The 19,509-nt window shown below is 65.1% G+C and carries 22 protein-coding genes; 14 read left to right on the top strand and 8 right to left on the bottom strand.

The window, feature by feature from the left end:
- Positions 1-13: 13 nt before the first annotated feature.
- The 10 genes from ACOIX3_RS36645 (at position 14) to ACOIX3_RS36600 (ending at position 9,129) form a co-directional block, all read left to right on the top strand.
- Positions 14-1,945 (top strand): M3 family oligoendopeptidase, encoded by a 1,932-nt coding sequence (locus tag ACOIX3_RS36645; protein WP_420966865.1) that lies wholly within the window; start codon positions 14-16, stop codon positions 1,943-1,945.
- A 250-nt stretch (positions 1,946-2,195) separates the two neighbouring features.
- Positions 2,196-2,348 carry an aa3-type cytochrome c oxidase subunit IV gene (locus ACOIX3_RS36640; RefSeq protein WP_092123491.1) on the top strand — a complete coding sequence of 51 codons (153 nt, stop codon included), beginning with the start codon at positions 2,196-2,198 and terminating at the stop codon, positions 2,346-2,348.
- A gap of 144 nt (positions 2,349-2,492) precedes the next feature.
- On the top strand, positions 2,493-3,617 hold the full coding sequence (locus ACOIX3_RS36635; protein ID WP_420966864.1) for a Re/Si-specific NAD(P)(+) transhydrogenase subunit alpha: 1,125 nt from the start codon (positions 2,493-2,495) through the stop codon (positions 3,615-3,617).
- An 11-nt stretch (positions 3,618-3,628) separates the two neighbouring features.
- Positions 3,629-3,946 (top strand): proton-translocating transhydrogenase family protein, encoded by a 318-nt coding sequence (locus ACOIX3_RS36630; protein WP_016841609.1) that lies wholly within the window; start codon positions 3,629-3,631, stop codon positions 3,944-3,946.
- A gap of 43 nt (positions 3,947-3,989) precedes the next feature.
- Entirely contained in the window at positions 3,990-5,387 is a 1,398-nt protein-coding gene (locus tag ACOIX3_RS36625; protein WP_420966863.1) for an NAD(P)(+) transhydrogenase (Re/Si-specific) subunit beta, read from the top strand.
- A gap of 48 nt (positions 5,388-5,435) precedes the next feature.
- Positions 5,436-5,570, top strand: a complete 135-nt coding sequence (locus tag ACOIX3_RS36620) for a hypothetical protein (protein ID WP_420966862.1) — start codon at positions 5,436-5,438, stop codon at positions 5,568-5,570.
- Positions 5,571-5,585: 15 nt separating this feature from the next.
- Complete coding sequence (locus tag ACOIX3_RS36615; RefSeq protein ID WP_420966861.1) at positions 5,586-6,404, top strand: alpha/beta hydrolase; 819 nt, start codon at positions 5,586-5,588, stop codon at positions 6,402-6,404.
- 54 nt (positions 6,405-6,458) lie between these two features.
- Complete coding sequence (locus ACOIX3_RS36610; RefSeq protein ID WP_342726401.1) at positions 6,459-7,556, top strand: ionic transporter y4hA; 1,098 nt, start codon at positions 6,459-6,461, stop codon at positions 7,554-7,556.
- Between the two features lie 120 nt (positions 7,557-7,676).
- Positions 7,677-7,961, top strand: coding sequence for a cupin domain-containing protein (locus tag ACOIX3_RS36605; protein ID WP_028340624.1), 285 nt, complete (start codon positions 7,677-7,679; stop codon positions 7,959-7,961).
- Positions 7,962-8,235: 274 nt separating this feature from the next.
- Positions 8,236-9,129 carry a hypothetical protein gene (locus ACOIX3_RS36600; protein WP_420966860.1) on the top strand — a complete coding sequence of 298 codons (894 nt, stop codon included), beginning with the start codon at positions 8,236-8,238 and terminating at the stop codon, positions 9,127-9,129.
- Between the two features lie 172 nt (positions 9,130-9,301).
- On the opposite strand, the gene ACOIX3_RS36595 is transcribed toward ACOIX3_RS36600, so the two are convergent.
- A complete protein-coding gene (locus tag ACOIX3_RS36595; RefSeq protein WP_420966859.1) occupies positions 9,302-9,886 on the bottom strand; it encodes a tetratricopeptide repeat protein in 585 nt (194 codons plus the stop codon).
- Between the two features lie 188 nt (positions 9,887-10,074).
- Positions 10,075-10,371: a 30S ribosomal protein S21 gene (gene rpsU, locus ACOIX3_RS36590; RefSeq protein WP_021078544.1), complete on the bottom strand. Its 297-nt coding sequence runs from the start codon at positions 10,369-10,371 to the stop codon at positions 10,075-10,077.
- A gap of 264 nt (positions 10,372-10,635) precedes the next feature.
- Here rpsU and aqpZ point away from each other — a divergent pair, with 264 nt between their 5' ends.
- On the top strand, positions 10,636-11,358 hold the full coding sequence (gene aqpZ / locus ACOIX3_RS36585) for an aquaporin Z (protein WP_420966858.1): 723 nt from the start codon (positions 10,636-10,638) through the stop codon (positions 11,356-11,358).
- An 89-nt stretch (positions 11,359-11,447) separates the two neighbouring features.
- Here aqpZ and ACOIX3_RS36580 read toward each other — a convergent pair whose 3' ends face one another.
- Complete coding sequence (locus ACOIX3_RS36580) at positions 11,448-12,551, bottom strand: 5-(carboxyamino)imidazole ribonucleotide synthase (protein WP_420966857.1); 1,104 nt, start codon at positions 12,549-12,551, stop codon at positions 11,448-11,450.
- Positions 12,548-13,036 (bottom strand): 5-(carboxyamino)imidazole ribonucleotide mutase, encoded by a 489-nt coding sequence (gene purE / locus ACOIX3_RS36575; protein WP_212316300.1) that lies wholly within the window; start codon positions 13,034-13,036, stop codon positions 12,548-12,550. Before purE ends, ACOIX3_RS36580 begins: the two co-directional genes overlap by 4 nt.
- 146 nt (positions 13,037-13,182) lie before the next feature.
- Here purE and ACOIX3_RS36570 point away from each other — a divergent pair, with 146 nt between their 5' ends.
- Positions 13,183-13,899, top strand: coding sequence for a GGDEF domain-containing protein (locus ACOIX3_RS36570; RefSeq protein ID WP_420966856.1), 717 nt, complete (start codon positions 13,183-13,185; stop codon positions 13,897-13,899).
- A gap of 3 nt (positions 13,900-13,902) precedes the next feature.
- On the opposite strand, the gene ACOIX3_RS36565 is transcribed toward ACOIX3_RS36570, so the two are convergent.
- The 3 genes from ACOIX3_RS36565 to ACOIX3_RS36555 form a co-directional block, all read right to left on the bottom strand.
- A complete protein-coding gene (locus ACOIX3_RS36565) occupies positions 13,903-14,154 on the bottom strand; it encodes a hypothetical protein (RefSeq protein ID WP_050422668.1) in 252 nt (83 codons plus the stop codon).
- A 19-nt stretch (positions 14,155-14,173) separates the two neighbouring features.
- Positions 14,174-14,383, bottom strand: a complete 210-nt coding sequence (locus ACOIX3_RS36560) for a hypothetical protein (RefSeq protein WP_092123514.1) — start codon at positions 14,381-14,383, stop codon at positions 14,174-14,176.
- A 186-nt stretch (positions 14,384-14,569) separates the two neighbouring features.
- Positions 14,570-14,776: a YdcH family protein gene (locus ACOIX3_RS36555; RefSeq protein WP_024583705.1), complete on the bottom strand. Its 207-nt coding sequence runs from the start codon at positions 14,774-14,776 to the stop codon at positions 14,570-14,572.
- Between the two features lie 240 nt (positions 14,777-15,016).
- Here ACOIX3_RS36555 and ACOIX3_RS36550 point away from each other — a divergent pair, with 240 nt between their 5' ends.
- Positions 15,017-15,202 (top strand): YdcH family protein, encoded by a 186-nt coding sequence (locus ACOIX3_RS36550; RefSeq protein ID WP_050422666.1) that lies wholly within the window; start codon positions 15,017-15,019, stop codon positions 15,200-15,202.
- A gap of 93 nt (positions 15,203-15,295) precedes the next feature.
- Here ACOIX3_RS36550 and ACOIX3_RS36545 read toward each other — a convergent pair whose 3' ends face one another.
- Positions 15,296-16,399 (bottom strand): NAD(P)/FAD-dependent oxidoreductase, encoded by a 1,104-nt coding sequence (locus tag ACOIX3_RS36545; RefSeq protein ID WP_420966855.1) that lies wholly within the window; start codon positions 16,397-16,399, stop codon positions 15,296-15,298.
- Between the two features lie 267 nt (positions 16,400-16,666).
- Here ACOIX3_RS36545 and ACOIX3_RS36540 point away from each other — a divergent pair, with 267 nt between their 5' ends.
- Entirely contained in the window at positions 16,667-19,354 is a 2,688-nt protein-coding gene (locus ACOIX3_RS36540) for an EAL and GGDEF domain-containing protein (protein ID WP_420966854.1), read from the top strand.
- The last annotated feature ends 155 nt before the right edge of the window (positions 19,355-19,509 follow it).

The following is a 19,509-nucleotide window of genomic DNA, read 5'->3' as shown; positions in this document are numbered from 1 at the left end:
GGTTACGAACAAGATGACCTCGCGCTCCAAAACTGCTTCCAAGAAGTCTGCTCTCAGCAAGTCTGCTCTCGGCAAGGCCGCGCTCCGCAAGGACGTCGTGCTGCGCAAGACGGCCGCGCAACGCAAACCGGCCGCAGCCACCCCGGCGGCGAAACAGGCAGCCGGCAAGACCGGCAAGCTTCCGGAATGGAATCTGGCAGATCTCTACTCCGGTATCGACGCGCCAGAGGTCGCACGCGATTTGCAGAAAATGGATGCAGATTGCGTCGCGTTTGAGACCGACTACAAGGGCAAGCTTGCCGAAAATACCGGCAAGGAAGGCGGCGGAAAGTGGCTGGCCGGGGCGATCCGGCGCTATGAGGCGATCGACGATCTGGCTGGCCGTCTCGGCTCTTATGCCGGCCTGGTCCATGCCGGCGACAGCGTCGATCCCGCGATCTCGAAATTCTACGGCGACGTCTCCGAGCGGCTGACGGCGGCGTCGGTGCATCTGCTGTTCTTCTCGCTCGAGCTCAATCGCGTTGACGATGATGTGATCGAGCGCGCGATGGCCGAACCCGCGCTCGGCCACTACCGGCCGTGGATCGAGGATCTGCGCAAGGACAAGCCGTACCAGCTCGAGGACCGCGTCGAGCAGCTCTTCCACGAAAAGGCGCAGAGCGGCTACGCGGCCTGGAACCGGCTGTTCGACCAGACCATCTCGGGCCTGCGCTTCAAGGTCGCGGGCAAGGAGCTCGCGATCGAGCCGACGCTGAACCTGTTGCAGGACAAGGCCGGCGACAAGCGCAAGGCGGCGGCGCAGGCGCTCGCCAAGACCTTCAAGGACAATGAGCGCACCTTCGCGCTGATCACCAACACGCTGGCCAAGGACAAGGAAATCTCCGACCGCTGGCGCGGCTTCCAGGATGTCGCGGATTCCCGCCATCTCAACAACCGGGTCGAGCGCGAGGTGGTCGATGCGCTGGTCGCCTCGGTGCGCGCGGCCTATCCGAAGCTGTCGCACCGCTATTACGCGCTGAAGGCCGGCTGGTTCAAAAAGAAGAAGCTGCCGCACTGGGATCGCAACGCGCCGCTGCCGTTCGCGGCGACCGGCACCATCGCCTGGCCCGAGGCGCGCAACATGGTGCTGTCGGCCTATAATGGCTTCTCGCCCAAGATGGCCGAGATCGCGGAACGCTTCTTCAGCGATCGCTGGATCGATGCGCCGGTGCGTCCCGGCAAGGCGCCCGGTGCGTTCTCGCATCCGACCACGCCGTCGGCGCATCCCTATGTGCTGATGAACTATCAGGGCAAGCCGCGCGACGTGATGACCCTGGCGCATGAGCTCGGCCATGGCGTCCATCAGGTGCTGGCGGCGAAGAACGGCGCGCTGATGGCGCCGACGCCGCTGACGTTGGCGGAGACCGCGAGCGTGTTCGGCGAGATGCTGACCTTCAAGCGGCTGTTGTCCCAGACCAAGAACGCAAAGCAGCGCCAGGCGCTGCTCGCGGGCAAGGTCGAGGACATGATCAACACCGTGGTGCGGCAGATCGCGTTCTATTCATTCGAGCGTGCGGTTCATACCGAGCGCAAGAACGGCGAGCTCACCGCCGAGCGGATCGGCGAGCTGTGGCTCAGCGTGCAGGGCGAGAGCCTGGGGCCAGCGATCGAGATCAAGCCGGGCTACGAGACGTTCTGGATGTACATCCCGCACTTCATCCACTCGCCGTTCTACGTCTACGCCTATGCGTTCGGCGATTGCCTGGTGAACTCGCTCTATGCGGTCTACGAGCACGCATCCGACGGTTTCGCCGAGCGCTATCTCGACATGCTCGCCGCCGGCGGCACCAAGCATTACTCCGAGCTGCTGCGGCCGTTCGGGCTCGACGCCAAGGACCCGAAATTCTGGGACGGCGGCCTGTCCGTCATCGCCGGCATGATCGACGAATTGGAGACGATGGGCTGACGACCATCGGCCTTCCGGCTGGCTCGGGTCGGATTCGCGCTGCGTTTTTTGCGCCTCACGGCATGATCGTCCCGTGACGCCCGCGTTTGGGAGATCAATCCTGCTAGAGGGGCGGCCGCAGGGCCGTCGCTCGAGGGGTGAATCGGGGACGATTTGCGGTTCAAATCGCCCGATCGGGACCACGCCGTTGCCCTGCCAACCTGTTTGCGGTAATGGCTCGCAGAACGCGAATTTCTGACTGGGGACAGCGATGGCAGACCATAGCGAAGTGGCCTATACGACCGCCGACGGCAACGATTACGTGGCGCATGAGCAAACCTATGAAGGGTTTATCGTGCTGGTCAAATACGGCACCATCAGCGTCGCCATCCTCCTCGCTCTGATGGCCTATTTCCTGGTCTGATCCTCAGATCGGCTAGCGGCATCGCCGTCCCGCGGCGGTGCCGGAATTCCTGTCGAAAACCCGGATGGAAAAACCGGGTATCCAATCTGGCGAAAATAACGCTAGTTTGAAGACGCGTGCGCCGCGCGCGCCGCCGGAGGGCCCATGAAGATCGCCGTTGCCAAGGAAATCGATGCGTCCGAGCCGCGGGTTGCGGTTTCGCCTGACACCATCAAGAAGTTCAAGGCGCTGGGCGCCGAGGTCGCGGTCGAGCCGGGCGCGGGCATCAAGTCGGGGCTGCCCGATTCGGAGCTTGTCGCGGCGGGCGCGACCGTCAGCGCCGATGCGCTTAAGGACGCCGACATCATCATCAAGGTGAAGCGGCCCGAGGCCTCCGAGCTCGCGAAGTACAAGCGCGGTGCGCTGGTCATCGCGATCATGGATCCCTATGGCAACGAGGCCGCGCTGAAGGCGATGGCCGATGCCGGCGTCTCCGCGTTTGCGATGGAGCTGATGCCGCGCATCACCCGCGCCCAGGTGATGGACGTGCTGTCCTCGCAGGCCAATCTCGCCGGCTACCGGGCGGTGATCGAGGGCGCCGAAGCCTTCGGCCGCGCCTTCCCGATGATGATGACCGCAGCCGGCACCATTCCGGCCGCCAAAGTGTTCGTGATGGGGGTCGGCGTCGCCGGGTTGCAGGCGATCGCGACCGCGCGGCGGTTAGGTGCCGTCGTCACCGCGACCGACGTGCGCCCCGCCACCAAGGAGCAGGTGGAATCGCTCGGCGCCAAATTCCTCGCCGTCGAGGACGAGGAGTTCAAGAACGCGCAGACCGCCGGCGGCTACGCCAAGGAGATGTCCAAGGAGTATCAGGCCAAGCAGGCCGCGCTGACCGCCGAGCACATCAAGAAGCAGGACATCGTGATCACGACCGCGCTGATCCCGGGCCGTCCGGCGCCGAAGCTCGTCTCGGGCGAGATGGTCAAGTCGATGAAGCCCGGCTCGGTGCTGGTCGACCTCGCGGTCGAGCGCGGCGGCAATGTCGAGGGTGCGAGGCCCGGCGAGGTGGTCGAGACCGACGGCATCAAGATCGTCGGCTACACCAACGTCGCCGGCCGCGTCGCGGCGTCGGCCTCGAGCCTCTATGCGCGCAATTTGTTCTCGTTCATCGAGACCATGGTCGACAAGGCCAACAAGGCGCTCGCGGTCAATTGGGACGACGAGCTGGTGAAGGCCACCGCGCTGACCAAAGACGGCGCCGTCATCCATCCCAACTTCCAGCCGAAGTAAGGAGAGAAGCCATGGAGCATCTCGCGCAGGCCGTCGATCCGTTCGTGTTCCGGCTGTCGATCTTCGTTCTTGCGGTATTCGTCGGCTATTTCGTGGTGTGGTCGGTGACCCCCGCGCTGCACACCCCGCTGATGAGCGTGACCAACGCGATCTCCTCGGTGATCGTGGTCGGTGCGCTGCTCGCGGTCGGCGTCGGCATGGTGTCGAGCGGCTCGGGCTGGGCCCGCGGCTTCGGCTTCGTGGCGCTGATCTTCGCCTGCGTGAATATCTTCGGCGGCTTCCTGGTCACCCAGCGCATGCTGGCGATGTACAAGAAGAAAGCCAAGTGAGCGGCGTGCACCTCGGGGTGACGAAGACAAAGGGGGACCTGAGATGAACGCCAATCTGGCTGCTGTTCTGTATCTCGTGGCGGGGGTGCTGTTCATCCTGTCGCTGCGCGGCCTGTCGAGCCCGGCATCGTCGCGCCAGGGCAACATGTTCGGCATGATCGGCATGGCGATCGCGGTCGCCACCACGCTGGCGAGCCATCCGCCGGCCGACGGCATCGCCTGGCTGCTGGTCATCGTCGCGATCGCGATCGGCGGCAGCATCGGCGCCGTGATCGCGCGCCGGGTGCCGATGACCTCGATGCCGGAGCTGGTCGCCGCGTTCCACTCGCTGGTCGGCATGGCTGCGGTGCTGGTCGCCGCCGGCGCGTTCTACGCCCCCGAAGCGTTCGATATCGGCACGCCCGGCAACATCCATCCGCAGAGCCTGGTCGAGATGTCGCTCGGCGTTGCGATCGGCGCCTTGACCTTCACCGGCTCGGTGATCGCGTTCCTGAAGCTGTCGGCCCGGATGAGCGGCGCGCCGATCATCCTGCCGTTCCGCCACGTCATCAACATCGTGCTGGCGCTGGCGCTGGTGTTCTTCATCGTCGGCCTCGTGATGTCGGGCAGCGCGCTCGACTTCTGGCTGATCACCATCATCGCGCTGGCGCTCGGCGTCTTGATGATCATCCCGATCGGCGGCGCCGACATGCCGGTCGTGATCTCGATGCTGAACTCGTACTCGGGCTGGGCCGCGGCCGGCATCGGCTTCACGCTCGGCAACTCGGCGCTGATCATCACCGGCGCGCTGGTCGGCTCGTCGGGTGCGATCCTGTCCTACATCATGTGCCACGCGATGAACCGCTCGTTCATCTCGGTGATCCTCGGCGGCTTCGGCGGCGAGACCGCGGCGGCCGGCGGCGGCTCGGGCGAGCAGAAACCGGCAAAACTCGGCTCTGCGGACGATGCCGCCTTCATCATGAAGAACGCCTCCAAGGTCATCATCGTGCCCGGCTACGGCATGGCGGTGGCGCAGGCCCAGCACGCGCTGCGCGAGATGGGGGATATCCTGAAGAAGGAAGGCGTCGAGGTGAAGTACGCCATTCACCCGGTGGCGGGCCGCATGCCCGGCCACATGAACGTGCTGCTGGCCGAGGCCAACGTGCCCTATGACGAGGTGTTCGAGCTCGAGGACATCAACTCGGAGTTCGCGCAGGCCGACATCGCCTTCGTGATCGGCGCCAACGACGTCACCAACCCGGCGGCGGAAGAGGACAAGACCTCGCCGATCTACGGCATGCCGGTGCTGCAGGTCTGGAAGGCCGGCACCGTGATGTTCATCAAGCGCTCACTGGCGTCGGGCTATGCCGGCATCGACAACCCGCTGTTCTACCGCGACAACACCATGATGCTGCTCGGCGACGCCAAGAAGGTCACCGAGAACATCGTCAAGGCGATGTAAGGCGGGCGGCGAATGGCGCTGAACCGGGAGTGGCATCGAGACCATCGCATGCCGCTCCTCGCTACGCGCGAGCAGCGCATCAAGTGGCATGCCGCGCATGCGTCGGCGTGCGCGTGCCGGCCGATCCCCGACAGCATCAAGGCTGACGTCGAGAAGCTGCTTAAGCTTCGCAACAAGACATAGCTGCGGCTACCTGTGATGGCGCTAGTACTCGCAATCCTGAAATGGCTCATGATCGCAGCGGCCGTCGTCTATCTCGGCGGACTCGCGGTGCTGTACGTCAAGCAGCGCGAATTGCTGTTTCCGATCCCGCCGGTCGGGCGGACGGCGCCCGCAGCCGCCGGCCTTCCCGAAGCGGAGGAGCATGTCCTGACCACGGCCGATGGCGAGAAGGTCATCGTCTGGCACGTGCCGGCGAAGCCGGGCCGGCCGGTCGTGCTGTTCTTTCCGGGCAATGGCGATTTCCTCGCCGGCCGCGTGGCGCGCTTCAAGGCCATCACGGCCGACGGCACCGGGCTGGTGGCGTTATCCTACCGCGGCTACGCGGGCTCGAGCGGATCGCCGAGCGAGCAGGGGCTGCTGCAGGACGCCGCGGCCGCCTACGCGTTCACCACCGCACGCTACCGCGCCGAGCAGATCGTAGCCTGGGGATTCTCTCTCGGCACCGGCGTTGCGGTCGCGCTCGCCGCCGAACATCCGGTCGGCAGACTGATCCTGGAGGCACCTTATACCTCGACGGTTGACGTCGCCGGCGTGGTCTTCTGGTATGTGCCGGTCAGCCTGCTGATGCGCGATCAATTCCACTCCGACCGGCGAATCACCGGCGTCACGGCGCCGCTCCTGATCATGCACGGCACCAACGATCCCGCGATCCCGATCCGCTTCGGCGAGCGGCTGTTCGGCCTCGCCCGCGAGCCCAAGCAATTCGTCCGCCTGCCCGGTGGCGGGCACGACAATCTCGACGATTTCGGTGCGATGGATGCCGCGAGGCGGTTTATCGGCGCCGCAAGAGGCTGACGGCCGCGATTGTCTGTCGCATAATCGGGGCCAATGACGTGAGGGGACCCCACGATGAGCGCACACGGACCGATGCCACGGTCGGCCTGGCTGTATCCCGTTCTGGCGGTGCTGTTGTTTGCCGCGGTCTCCGCCTCCGGCTACAGCTTCGCGCCATCGGCCGGGGGCTGGGTGTTCGCGGCCGTGCTGCTGCTGATCCTGTTCGGCACTGTGTTTGCGGCTGTCCACCATGCCGAGATGATTGCCGAGCGGATCGGCGAGCCGTTCGGCACGCTGCTGCTGACGCTGGCGGTGACGGTCATCGAGGTGGCGCTGATCTCGACCATCATGCTGGGCGACACGCCGGCGCCGACCCTGGCACGCGATACCGTGTTTGCGGTGGTGATGATCGTCTGCAACGGGTTGGTCGGGCTCTGCATCTTCATCGGCGGCATCCGCTACCGCGAGCAGGATTTTCAGATCACCGGCGCCAACCTCTACCTCAGCGTGCTGTTCGTGCTCGCGACCATCACGCTCGACATGCCGAATTTCACGCTCACTGCGCCGGGCCCGATCTACTCCACGGCCCAGCTCGCCGTGATCAGCGTCGTGACCCTGCTGCTTTATGCGGTGTTCCTCTATACCCAAACCATCCGCCACCGCGATTATTTCGTCAGCGGCGCCAATGAGGCGGCGGCGCATGGTGAGGTGATGTCGGACCGCATGACGGCGATCAGCGTCGCCCTGCTGCTGGTTTCGCTGTTGGCGGTGGTGCTGCTGGCCAAGAAATTCTCGCTGGTGGTCGATGTCGTCACCGTCAAGATCGGTGCGCCGCCGGCCTTTGCCGGCCTGGTGGTGGCGGCCCTGATCCTGCTGCCGGAGAGCGTTGCCGCGGTGTCGGCGGCGCGCAAGAACGACCTGCAGAAGAGCATCAACCTCGCGCTCGGCTCCTCGATCGCTACCATCGGGCTCACGGTTCCGGCGGTGGCCGTTGCCGCCTATGCGCTCGACAAGCAGCTGGTGCTCGGGCTCAGCAACCAGCATATGCTGATCCTGTTGCTCACCTTCATGGTCAGCATGCTCACCTTCGGAACCGGCCGCACCAACATCTTGTTCGGGCTCGTTCACATGGTGGTGTTCGCCGTGTTCGTGTTCATGGTTTTCGTGCCCTAGAGCCTTTACCGTCGCGATCGAATCGGGACGGGGCTCCAGATTCTAGTTTTGACGCGTTTTCTTCACGCGAACCGGTATCCACTTCGCTTGAAAACGCTTTCGTGGAGAAGTGAAGTGACGATGCTCAGCGCCAAATCGGATGTTCAGGTGGATACGGCGGAGGTCCGCGTGACCGAATGGCGGCTCGCGCCGGGCAGCGCCACCGGCCACCACACCCACGAGATGGATTACGTCATCGTTCCGATCACGGCAGGCGAAATGACCATCGTGGCGCCGAACGGTGAGCGCTCGAAGGCGCAGCTCGGGGCCGGGAAGTCCTATTTCCGCAAGGCCGGGGTCCAGCACGACGTGCTTAACGAGACGGCCAGCGAGATCGTATTCCTCGAGGTCGAACTCAAGCCCTGACGCGGTGCAAAAGCCCAGCAAGGAACCTTATGAGGAACCCTGCGCGCGCCGAATGGCAGATCCGAGTCCGCGGGGCTGTGGAAATTCATAACCCGTTAACGGCTGCACGATGATCTAGACGGCGGATGCGGCCTACGCAGGGGGCGCCTCCGCTGAAACCAAAGTGACACCAAAGGTGACGTCGGAACGGGGTTTGCCACCGATCCGTCGCAGTTGATCCCTGAATGTGCCTCAAAGTTCCAGCATGAAATAACGGGGTGGGGAGTGGCAGGTCATGCTGAGTTACCTGAAGAAATTTGTGATGGACATCTTACCCTCGGTGGCAGCGACCATCATCGGGGCGTACATCGTCAATCACTACATCGTGGCCAAGCCGCAAGCGCCGGACGCCGCAGCCGTGACCGCTGCCGTGGATCCCAAGGTCGATCCGAAAGCCGCAGCCAAGCCCGCCGAAAAGTCCACCGTGGTCAGCAGCCTCCCGGAAGCCGGCGTGAAGGCCAAGGGGATGTCCGAGCGCACCCTGATCGAGCGGTCGGCGTCGGAGAAGGCCACCGTCACCGAGAAGCCCGCCGATCCCAAATCGGCTGACCCCAAATCTGCCGACACCAAAGCTGATGCGCCGGCCGAGACGGCCAGCATCCCGGCCGACGCGCGCCATCATCCGGCGGCGCCGAAGGCGGCCGCGAAGGCTGCGCCCGCCGCGGCGCCGGTCGAGTCCGCCGTCACGCCGGAGGAAGCCCGCGATGCCAACGATCTTGCGCGTGCTGCCATCGAGCGGCTGCGCAAGGAGCGTCCGCAGGAGGCTGCGCGTTCCCAGGACGCCGTGCGTTCCCAGGACGCTCGCAGCACCGATCTCGCCCGTCTGCCTGACCAGCAGCGTCCGGCGGCAGCCCCGGCGATCCGGCCGTTGCCGCCGCCGATCATGGTGTCGAACCCGTCCAGCGACAATGCCGATCAAGCCGCGCAGCCGCGTCCGCCCTACGCCGCCAATGCGCAGGATGCGAATCGGCTGACGCCGCCGGCCGACATTCCGGTCCCGGTGTTGCAGGCTCCGCTCGACCTGCGCGCCGACGCTGCGATGCCGGCGCCGAAGAACGAGCGCACGTCGGTGACCGACGACATGTTCTCCGGCATGAAGTCGATGTTCCACGCCGTCCTGCCGAAGTAACCCGCAGCACGGATCTATCGCTCTCGACGCATCTGCTTTGAGAGAAGCGGTATCCGCTTCGTTCGAAAGCGCCCAGAGCGTTTTCGAGCGAAGTGGACGCCGGTTCGCGTGAAGAAAACGCGTCAAAGCAAGAAGCTAGAGTTTCGGTTCTGATTCAATCAGAACCGAAACTCTAGCCGCCGGTGCGCGCCAGCCCGCTGCGCGCGCTTCCGTCATTTGGTCGCAGCGCGAGCGCGCGATTGTAGGACGCCGCTGCCTTGGCCCTGTCGCCGAGCCGCTCATAGGCCTGGCCGCGCGCGCTCCACGCCGCAACATTGCTGGGATCGGCCTGCACGGCCTCGTCGAGGTCGGTCGCGGCCTGCTTGGCCTTGTCGAGCGCGAGGTAGCTGGTGGCGCGGCCGACCAGCGGCTCGGCCTTCTGCGGCGACAGCCCGCTCGCCGCAGTGAAATCGTCGATCGCCTGCTGATGTTGTCCGCGGCCCTGATAGATCAGGCCACGGCCGTACAGCGCCTGGATGTTGTAAGGGTCGGCGGTCAGCGCCTGCTCGAATTCCGCCTGCGCCTCATCGAGCTTGCCGGAATGCGCCAGCACCTGGCCGCGGGTGGCGTGATCCTTGGCGCTGTTGATGTCCTGTGGGGTGATGGTGTCGGCAGCAGGCTTGTCGGCAGCGGCAGCCGGTTTCGGCTTGTCGTCCGGGCCCCATGATCCCAAGTCGAAGGAGCAGCCCCCGAGCGGCAGGCCGAGAACCACGGCCATGATGACGAGGTGCGCCGCACGAGGGCGGTGCGCTGCTTCTGGGAGCGGGGAGCGGAGCGCCGGAACGGCCATCATGCAAAGTGCTCTTGCCGGTCGTTTTGCATGGGTACCCCGGAACACGGCTGGCTTCAAAACAACAACGCGGGCCCGTGGCCCGCGTTGTTAGACTTCCATATCGGCAAAACGGTTCAGCGCGGTCCGCGACCAGCGCCTGCACCACCGGGACGGCCGCCACGGTCGCCACCGGGACCAGCGCCGAACACCGGCTTGGGCTTCATCGGCAGCAGGCCTTCGCGCTGCAGCTTCTTGCGCGCAAGCTTGCGTGCGCGGCGCACGGCTTCGGCCTTTTCGCGAGCCTTCTTCTCAGAGGGCTTTTCGTAGTGACCGCGGAGCTTCATCTCGCGGAAAATACCCTCGCGCTGCATCTTCTTCTTCAGCGCCTTCAGGGCTTGGTCGACATTGTTATCGCGGACGAGAACCTGCACGCGGCATCCTCTTTTGAATTGATCGGTTCGGAATTCTGGCGAGGTAAAGCGGCGGCAAAAGGCCTGCCTCTTAACCCTAGGCGCGCGCATGTATCAGACAAACGCGCAGATGTCCACCGGTCGAGTGACTTTAGGGCCTAGTAAAGCCACGAAATGGGGCGAAAATGCCTTCGTGCGGCCCTGATTTGGGTGGTTTGGCGCCAGGATCGGGGCCGCTCCCGGAGTTTCAGATAGCCCGGACATTGGAAATAGGGGAGATGACACATGGACATGAAGAAATACGCGGCCGAGCTGATCGGTACGTTCTGGCTCACATTCGCTGGCTGCGGCAGCGCGGTGATCGCGGCCGGCTTTCCGCAGGTCGGGATCGGCCTGGTCGGTGTGTCATTGGCGTTCGGGCTGAGCGTGGTGACCATGGCCTATGCGATCGGCCATATTTCGGGTTGCCACCTCAATCCGGCCGTGACAGTCGGGCTCGCCGCGGGCGGGCGTTTCCCGGGCGGCCAGGTGCTGCCCTACATCATCGCGCAGGTCGCCGGTGCGATCATCGCAGCCTGGCTGCTCTATGTGATCGCCAGCGGCGCGCCCGGCTTCGATGTCACCAAGGGCTTCGCCTCCAACGGCTATGACGCGCACTCACCGGGCCATTACAGCATGGTGGTGTGCTTCATCACCGAAGTGGTGATGACCATGATGTTCCTGTTCATCATCATGGGATCGACCCACGGCAAGGCGCCCGCCGGCTTCGCGCCGCTCGCCATCGGCCTCGCGCTGGTGATGATCCATCTGGTCAGCATTCCCGTCACCAACACCTCGGTGAACCCGGCGCGCAGCACCGGGCCGGCTCTGTTCGTCGGCGGCTGGGCGCTGGGGCAGCTCTGGATGTTCTGGGTCGCGCCCCTGATCGGCGGCGCGCTCGGCGGCGGGATCTATCGCTGGCTCAGCGACGAGCCGACCGGCATCGTCGCCGGCGTCAAGACTGCGTGATCGGCTAGAGCGTTAATGGGGTCGTGGTTGCCACGATCCCATTTCCGTCGATGACGCGAAGGCGGCCGCGGCCGCCGGTGTGGAATCAATTACGGCTTACGGGCCGGCGTCACTTCGGTGACGTGCCCCATCTTGCGGCCGGGGCGCGGCGTGCCCTTGCCGTACAGATGCACGGTGGCGCCGGGAACGGTGAGCCACTGCTCATAGCTCAGGATGTCGTCCCCGATCAGGTTGGTCATGGTGACATCGCCGTGGCGCACCGGCTTGCCCAGCGGCCAGCCGGCGATCGCACGGATGTGCTGCTCGAACTGTGAGATCGAGGCGCCGTCGAGCGTCCAGTGGCCGGAGTTATGCACGCGTGGCGCGATCTCGTTGACCAGCACCGTCGCTGCGCCGTTACCGGGCACCACGAACATCTCCACCGCGAGCACGCCGACATAGTCGAGCGCCGCGGCGATCTTTTCGGCGACCGCCCGCGCCTGTGCCGCAAGCTCGTCGGGGATCGCGGCCGGCGCGCGGGAAAACTTCAGGATGTGGTCGCGGTGCTCGTTCTCGGTGACGTCGAAGCACTCGACCTCGCCGGACGCGGAGCGGGCCGCGATCACCGAGATCTCGCGCTCGAACGGCACGAACGCCTCGAGGATGGCCGACTTGGTGCCGAGGTCCTGCCAGACCTGCTCGAGGTCGTCGCCGGCGCGGATGATGGCCTGGCCCTTGCCGTCATAGCCGAAGCGGCGGGTCTTGATCACGGCAGGCAGGCCGATCCGTTCGATCGCTGCGTGTAGCGTGGCAACCGAGGAGACGTCGGCATAATCGGCGGTGCCGATCCCGAGCTTGCTGACGAAATCCTTTTCGATCAGCCGGTCCTGCGTGGTCTCGAGGATCTTCTGTGCGGGCAGCACCGGACGGCGTGCGGCGAGCACCATCGCGGTCGCGGCCGGGACATTCTCGAATTCATAGGTGACGACGTCGACGTCGTTGGCGAACAGTTCGAGCGCCTCGACGTCGGCATATTCCGCGCAGGTCGCGTTCTGCACCACGTCGAAGGCCGGCGAGTCCGGATCCGGCGAAAACACCTGGCAGCGGAGCCCGAGGCGCGCGGCGGCAAGCACCAGCATCCGGCCCAATTGTCCGCCGCCGAGGATTCCAATGGTGTCGCCCGGCTTCAGCTTCACGAGGTTCGAAGCCGTCACGCCGAGCCCTCCGGATGCTCCTTGACCGCATCGGTCTGCTGCGTGCGCCAGGCCGCAAGACGGACCGACAGTGCGGGATCGTTGAGCGCGAGCACACTCGCCGCGAGCAACGCGGCATTGATCGCTCCGGCCTTGCCGATCGCCAGCGTCCCGACCGGGATGCCGGCCGGCATCTGCACGATCGAGTACAGCGAATCGACGCCGGACAGCGCCTTCGACTCGACGGGAACCCCAAACACCGGAAGCTCCGTCAGCGCGGCCGTCATGCCCGGCAGATGGGCGGCACCGCCGGCGCCGGCAATGATCACCTTGTGCCCGGCCGCCTTGGCGCCCTTGGCAAAGGCGTAGAGTCGGTCGGGGGTGCGGTGCGCCGAAACGATGCGCGTTTCGCAGGCAACACCCAGCGCAGCCAGGGTCTCGGCGGCATGGCGCATGGTCTCCCAGTCGGACTGGCTTCCCATGATGATGGCGATCGGAGCGGTCATCTGTTCAATTCTGTGCAGGAATCCAAAAGCATAGGCCGGATTATAGGGGCGGCCCGGGCGTCATCCAAGGCGTGGCAAGGGAGTTAGAATGGACTATCCTGTCTTGGTGAATCCCGGCAAGCCTTCATAAGCAGGCCTCAACAAGGATGCGCATGAAGAAGAAGACGACGGCGGCGGCCTCCGGGGCGGCAAAACGACGAAAAGGCGCGCCCGCCGCGCGCAAATCCGCACCCGCCAGGACGGCAACAAAGGGGACTGGAACCAAAGCGGCTGGAACCGAAGCTTCCACGCGAGGCGCGGTCGCGTCTGGCGACAAATCCACGATCCGCAGGTTGCGGGCGCAGCTGGCGCGGGCCCAGGCCCGGATCGAGGAGCTGCAGGCCTCCGCCGAGACCGACTTCCTGCTCGACATCCTGAACCGGCGCGGCTTCGAGCGCGAGCTCGTCCGTTCGCTCTCCTTCATCAAGCGCTATCAGGCCTCCGGCGCGCTGATCGTGCTTGACGTCGATCGCCTCAAGCCGATCAACGATGCCTTCGGGCACGCGGCAGGCGACGAGGTGCTGAAGACGATCGTCGCCGCGATATCGGACCAGGTGCGCGCCTCCGACGTGATCGGCCGTCTCGGTGGCGACGAGTTCGCGGTGCTGTTGTGGAATCTCAGCGAGACCGATGCTCGCGCCAAGGCGGCGGCGCTGGAAGAGGCGATCGACCGCCTGACTTTCGTGTTCCGTGGCAGCCGGGTCTCAGCGGGCGCCTCCGCAGGCGTTGCGATCCTCACCGCGCATTCGGATGCCGATCGCGTGCTCGATGAGGCCGATCGTGCGATGTATGTGCGCAAGGCGCAGCGGCGCCATGAATCCTGAAAATTACAGTGCGCTCAGATCCTCCGGCACATTGCCGTAGGCCCGCAGCAGCTTGGCATCGCCGAATTCGCCGATCGCGGGATCGCCGGTGCGGCTGAACGCGACGGCGCCGATGCTGCCGGGCATCCGCGACATCGTCTCCGCCCGGCGCAGCGCGATCGCCGAACTCTGGCATTCCTCGGCACTGCCGGCGACCGGTGTGCCGTCGTCGTCCTGCATGAAAGGCAGCGCCACGTAATAGGTCACGTCCGCCATTGCTGTGCTCCCTCAGAGATCAGGCGGCGTCGCTCGCTGCATGGGTTCGCGCCGGCACGCAGCCGGCCGCGATCGCAGCCTGCAATTCCTCGAGCTCGGCTTCGAGATATTCGTTGGCCATGATCAGCGCCTTGATGGTGCTGCGCAGGTTGCCGTCGCACATCGCGATCGCCTGATCGCAGGCCTGCTCGTAGCGGCTGTTGTCGGGCAGGGAAGGCGGTGCGGACATGGCGAAACTCCCTCTGATGGCTGGCGGCTGGATCGGCATGTTCTTATTTTGTTCTTTTGGAGTCAAGCGCCGAAAAGTACGCCCGCGTCCGTTGCCGCGAACGTGAAGCCGGTCGGGCGCTGTGGATGACGGGGAAAACCGCCGCCGGATCTGAACCAGCGGGCCGCCGAACCGCCGAGGCGGGCGTCAGGCGATGATGTCGGGCGTGATCTGATCTTCGATGAAGGCGATGCGGTCGCGCAATTGCAGCTTCCGCTTCTTCAAGCGTTGCAGCATCAAGAGATCCGGCGCCGGCGATTGATGCAGCGCGTCGATCGCGGCATCGAGGTCGCGGTGCTCTTGTTGCAGACGCGCAAGCTCGGCGAGGAGTTCGCGCTCATCCTGATCGTTCATGGTTGTGTATTGACTGGTAAGCACGACGAGGTTGTTGCGACCGAAGCAGCCGCTCGCTGGAATATCCTCCCTGAGCGCGCGCGGCGCAAGCCGAACCGGTTCCATAGTCACGATTAGTTACAGATAAACCGAAATGAGTGCGTGCGGCATTTCGCGTCCCCTATCGACAGCACCGCCCACTCGTGTAGACTTATTGGTCCGGATCGAACCTGAGGTTTAACGCACCGAGGAGTGTTCGCAATGGCAATACAGGCCCATCTCGTTGAGCTGGAGCGTAAGCACAAAATACTCGAGAACGAACTGCACGAAGCACTCGTTCACCCCTCCGTAGACGATCTCCACATTTGCGAGCTCAAGCGCCGCAAGTTGATGGTCAAGGATCAAATCGAGCGGTTGAGACTTTCCGCCGACGACACGGTCCACTAAGCCGGTTCCTCCGCAAATTTGCAAATAATCTGGCCTTTTACCGAGGGATGAACGCCGCAGCGCGCGTCCCTCGGTAGGCTATGTTGCATTTGCTCAGAGCTCTGCCAGCTCGCCGACATGGTCGGCGACCGCGAGCGATGACGTCAGTCCAGGCGATTCAATCCCGAACAGGTTGATCAGGCCCGCGACGCCGTGATCGGCCGGTCCTTGGATCAGGAAATCCTGGGTGGCGACCGCTGGCGGCACGATCTTGGGCCGGATTCCCGAATAGCTCGGCATCAGCGCCCCGTCCGGCAGGGTCGGCCAATATTTGCGGATCGCCGGATAGAACCGCTCGGCCCGATCAGGGTCGACGGCGTAATCGATGTGATCGATCCATTCGACGTCGGGGCCGAACCTCGCCTGTCCGGCCAGGTCGAGCGTCAGATGTACGCCGAGCCCGCCGGGCTCCGGCACCGGATAGATCAGGTGCGAGAAAGGCGCCCTGGCGCTGCAGCTGAAGTAATTGCCCTTGGCCAGATAGGCCGTTGGAATCAATTCGATCGGCATGCCCTCGACGCTGCGCGCGACCGCCGTTGCACCGAGGCCGGCGGCATTGACCAGCAGATCGCAGGCCAGCGTCATGGGCGCCGCGCCGCCGGCCTCGATCTCGAACCCGTTGGTTGTGGCCCTGGCGTGGAGCAGCGGCGTATGGAAGGCGAATGCCGCGCCGGCCGCCTCGGCGTCGCCGCGCAGCGCCAGCATGTAGGCATGGCTGTCGATGATCCCGGTGGAAGGCGACAGCAGCGCAGCGTCGCAGTTCAGCGCCGGCTCCAGCGCGCGTGCCGTCTCGCCGGACAAGAGCTGCATGTCGTCGACGCCGTTGGCCTCGGCGTGGGCCCGGATCGACTGCAGTTTTTCGGTCTCTTTGGCCGTGGTGGCGACGATCAGCTTGCCGCAATTCCTGTGCGGGATGCCGTGCTCGGCGCAGTAACGATAAAGCGCCCGCTTGCCGCTGACGCACATCCGCGCCATCAGGCTGCCGGCCCGGTAGTAGATGCCGGCGTGGATCACCTCGCTGTTTCGCGACGAGGTCACCGTGCCGATCGCCTCGGCCTCCTCGATCACAATCACTTCGCGGCCGGCCTGTGCCAGCCGGCGCGCCACCGCGAGGCCGATCACCCCCGCACCGACGACCACACAATCAACCCTGTCCATCTCGTCCTTCAGGTCCGAACATTTCCGCGCAGCCACGCCGTTGCCGCCAACATCGTTCAGCCGATCCCATCGTTTTGGGCAAGTGCTTATTAGGCAAGTGCTTGGGCCATCTCAAATAGTTGGGGAGCCATGCCCTGTTAGGGCAGCATTAATCATGTCAGGGCAATTGCCGTACATTAAGTGGCATTTCCCGGTTGCATCCCTACGCGTTTACCCGATCCAAACCGCCGGAGCCGAACACTCGCCCCGGTAATCCGCGGGTGATTGATGGCTGGCAGGAATTGGCAGGCGGGCGGGAAGAATTCGATTCCGGCAAGGGCCGTCCTTTGCCTGATCGCCGCCGTCGTGCCGGTCGAAGCGGCCCGGGCAGCCTCCGCCGCCTTCGCACCGTCGACCTACCTTGGCGACCTCGATCCCGGCGTGGTCTGGGAGCTCCTGATCGGCAGCGTGGTGGTTGCGTCCTTCCTCGGCGCGGTTGGGCTTTGGATTCTTTCGGCCCTGCGCAAGGCCAAGCGCGCGCAACTGCGGCGCAACGCCTTCGTGTCGTCCGCCCTCAACCACCTGAACCAGGGCGTGGTGATGACCGATGTGCATGAGCGCATCGTGTTCTGCAACGACCGCTATCTCGACATCTACGGCCTGTCGCGCGCCGACATCAGGCGCAACATGACCGGCACCGAGCTGTTGGAACTGCGCCGCGACCGCGGCGTGCTCGACATCAGCGCCGAGGATTTCTTCGCCAGGGCCGCAGCGCCCGAAGGGCTGGTTACCGAACTGCCCGGCGGCCGGTCGGTGCTGGTGAAATATTTTCCGCTGCCGAACGGCGGCTCGGTCGCGACCCATCTCGATTGCACCGACCAGCGCAAGCTGTCGCGCAAGCTCGCCTCGACCACGCAATTCCTCGAATCCGTGCTCGACAACGTCCCGGTCTGCGTCGCGGCCAAGAACATCGAGGACGGCCGCTACATCTTCGCCAACCGCGCGTTCGAGCGCTTCTCGCGCTTCTCGCGCGATCACATCGTGGGCAAGCGCGCCGACGAGATCTTCCGTCCCGAGACCGCCGTCAGCATCGACACCGCCGACCGCGCCGCGCTGGACGCGCCGGAAGGCTATCACCGCAGCGAATTCTTCGTCGAACGCGGCTCGGAGAAGCGCATCCTGGCGTCGAACCGCGTGATCGCCCGCAACGAGGCCGGCGATCCCGAATTCCTGATCGCGCTGTTCGAGGACGTCACCGACCGCCGTTCGCTGTCGCGCGAGCTCGAGAACAACAAGAAATTCCTCGAGCTCGTGGTCGACAACATCCCGGTCTCGCTGATCGTGCAGCGCGTCAGCGACGGCCGCTACCTGCTGGCCAACCGCAGTGCCGAGACGATCCTCAATCGCCGCCGCGAGGACGCCGCCGGCCTCACCGCGTCCGATATCTTCAATGCGCGCGAAGCCAAGCTGATCGTCGCCCGCGACGAGGCTGCGATCCGGAAGCGCAGCATGATCGCCGAGGAGCACCCGATCTCGACCAAGGATGGCCTGCGGCTGTTCCTGACCCGCCGCATGACCGTGCTCGACGACCATGGCGAGCCGCAATATCTGATCAAGACCCATGAGGACGTCACCGACCGGCGCCAGACCGAGTCGCGCATGGCGCACATGGCCTATCATGACGGCCTGACCGATCTGCCGAACCGCGCCGCCTTCCTGCAGGCGCTGACCCAGATGATCGAGGCCTGCGACGGCACCGACGAGCAGTTCGCCGTGCTCTGCGTCGACCTCGACGGGCTGAAGGAGATCAACGACGTCTACGGCCATGCGATGGGCGACAAGGTGCTGATCGAAGTCGCGCAGCGCTTGCAGACCGTGGCGCGCGGCGGCGTGGTTGCGCGGCTGTCCGGCGACGAATTCGGCCTCATCATCGACGGCCGGCAGCCGGCCGCCGGCATTGCGCTGGCCGAGCAGGCCGCCGAGGCGCTGGGTGAGGATTTCGCGATCGACGGCAAGTCGGTGCGCACCGGCCTCACCACCGGCATCGCGGTGTTCCCGCACAACGGATCCGACGCCGCCTCGCTGCTGGCCAATTCGGGCGCGGCGCTATTCCGCGCCAAGGCCAAGTCGCGCGGCACGATCTCGATCTTCGAGCCGGAGATGGACCAGCAGATCCGCGATCGCCGCGTGCTGCATCAGGAGCTGTCGGTCGCGATCAAGAACGGCGAATTGTCGCTCTACTACCAGCCGCAGGCTGCCACCGGCGCCAGCGTTGCGGGCAGCCAGATCATTGGCTTCGAGGCGTTGGCGCGCTGGCACCATCCGCAGCGCGGCTTCGTGCCGCCCAGTGACTTCATTCCGCTCGCGGAAGAAAGCGGCCTGATCGTCGAGATGGGCGAATGGATCTTGCGCGAAGCCTGCCGGGAGGCCGCCTCCTGGGCGGTGCCGATGCAGATCGCCGTGAACCTGTCGCCGGCGCAGTTCACCCATGGCGACCTCGTCGGCCTCGTCCATTCGATCCTGCTCGAGACCGGGCTGACGCCCGATCGCCTCGAGCTCGAAATCACCGAGGGCGTGCTGATCGAGGATTTCGACCGCGGCCTGTCGCTGCTGCGGCGGCTGAAGGCGCTCGGCGTGCGCATCTCGATGGATGATTTCGGCAGCGGCTATTCCTCGCTGAGCTACCTGCAGGCGTTTCCGTTCGACAAGATCAAGATCGACCGCGCCTTCGTCATCAATCTCGGCCGCAATCCGCAATCCGCCGCGATCGTCCGCGCGGTCATCGATCTCGGCCACGGCCTCGAGATGTCGATCGTCGCCGAAGGCGTCGAGACCGAGGCGCAGCTCAGCTTCCTTGCGGAAGAAGGCTGCGATGCGGTGCAGGGCTATCTGATCGGCCGGCCGGCCCCGATCGGTCAATTTGCCGCGTTGGTCGGCGGCGACCTGCTCGCCGAAACCGTGCGCAGGGCCGGGTAAACCGGCCTGAACCGTCAGCCCGGACCCGCCGGCTGCGCTTGCCATCCGTTGCGCGTCCGGTTAAATCTCGGCCCACCACAACATTCTTGCCGAGAAAGGAGGGCTGCGTCGTGGCGAGATTCACTCATCCCCACCTCAAGCGTGGCCCCGTCAAC

Origin of the sequence: Bradyrhizobium sp. B120, assembly GCF_049075665.1 — a bacterium.
Lineage (GTDB): Bacteria > Pseudomonadota > Alphaproteobacteria > Rhizobiales > Xanthobacteraceae > Bradyrhizobium.
The sequence above is the reverse complement of the archived record's forward strand: the minus strand, read 5'-3'. Positions and strand labels throughout refer to the sequence as shown.

Coding starts and splice junctions, on each gene's coding strand:
- ACOIX3_RS36595 (WP_420966859.1), bottom strand. CDS start 9,886: ATGGCCGTGGTTCTCGGCCTGCCGCTCGGGGGCTGCTCCTTCGACTTG.
- ACOIX3_RS36565 (WP_050422668.1), bottom strand. CDS start 14,154: ATGGCGGACGTGACCTATTACGTGGCGCTGCCTTTCATGCAGGACGAC.
- ACOIX3_RS36555 (WP_024583705.1), bottom strand. CDS start 14,776: ATGAACGATCAGGATGAGCGCGAACTCCTCGCCGAGCTTGCGCGTCTG.
- ACOIX3_RS36550 (WP_050422666.1), top strand. CDS start 15,017: ATGGCAATACAGGCCCATCTCGTTGAGCTGGAGCGTAAGCACAAAATA.
- ACOIX3_RS36635 (WP_420966864.1), top strand. CDS start 2,493: ATGAAGATCGCCGTTGCCAAGGAAATCGATGCGTCCGAGCCGCGGGTT.
- ACOIX3_RS36615 (WP_420966861.1), top strand. CDS start 5,586: ATGGCGCTAGTACTCGCAATCCTGAAATGGCTCATGATCGCAGCGGCC.
- ACOIX3_RS36560 (WP_092123514.1), bottom strand. CDS start 14,383: ATGTCCGCACCGCCTTCCCTGCCCGACAACAGCCGCTACGAGCAGGCC.
- ACOIX3_RS36625 (WP_420966863.1), top strand. CDS start 3,990: ATGAACGCCAATCTGGCTGCTGTTCTGTATCTCGTGGCGGGGGTGCTG.
- ACOIX3_RS36610 (WP_342726401.1), top strand. CDS start 6,459: ATGAGCGCACACGGACCGATGCCACGGTCGGCCTGGCTGTATCCCGTT.
- ACOIX3_RS36645 (WP_420966865.1), top strand. CDS start 14: ATGACCTCGCGCTCCAAAACTGCTTCCAAGAAGTCTGCTCTCAGCAAG.
- ACOIX3_RS36545 (WP_420966855.1), bottom strand. CDS start 16,399: ATGGACAGGGTTGATTGTGTGGTCGTCGGTGCGGGGGTGATCGGCCTC.
- ACOIX3_RS36540 (WP_420966854.1), top strand. CDS start 16,667: ATGGCTGGCAGGAATTGGCAGGCGGGCGGGAAGAATTCGATTCCGGCA.
- aqpZ (WP_420966858.1), top strand. CDS start 10,636: ATGGACATGAAGAAATACGCGGCCGAGCTGATCGGTACGTTCTGGCTC.
- ACOIX3_RS36630 (WP_016841609.1), top strand. CDS start 3,629: ATGGAGCATCTCGCGCAGGCCGTCGATCCGTTCGTGTTCCGGCTGTCG.
- ACOIX3_RS36620 (WP_420966862.1), top strand. CDS start 5,436: ATGCCGCTCCTCGCTACGCGCGAGCAGCGCATCAAGTGGCATGCCGCG.
- ACOIX3_RS36640 (WP_092123491.1), top strand. CDS start 2,196: ATGGCAGACCATAGCGAAGTGGCCTATACGACCGCCGACGGCAACGAT.
- ACOIX3_RS36570 (WP_420966856.1), top strand. CDS start 13,183: ATGCGCATGAAGAAGAAGACGACGGCGGCGGCCTCCGGGGCGGCAAAA.
- purE (WP_212316300.1), bottom strand. CDS start 13,036: ATGACCGCTCCGATCGCCATCATCATGGGAAGCCAGTCCGACTGGGAG.
- ACOIX3_RS36600 (WP_420966860.1), top strand. CDS start 8,236: ATGCTGAGTTACCTGAAGAAATTTGTGATGGACATCTTACCCTCGGTG.
- ACOIX3_RS36605 (WP_028340624.1), top strand. CDS start 7,677: ATGCTCAGCGCCAAATCGGATGTTCAGGTGGATACGGCGGAGGTCCGC.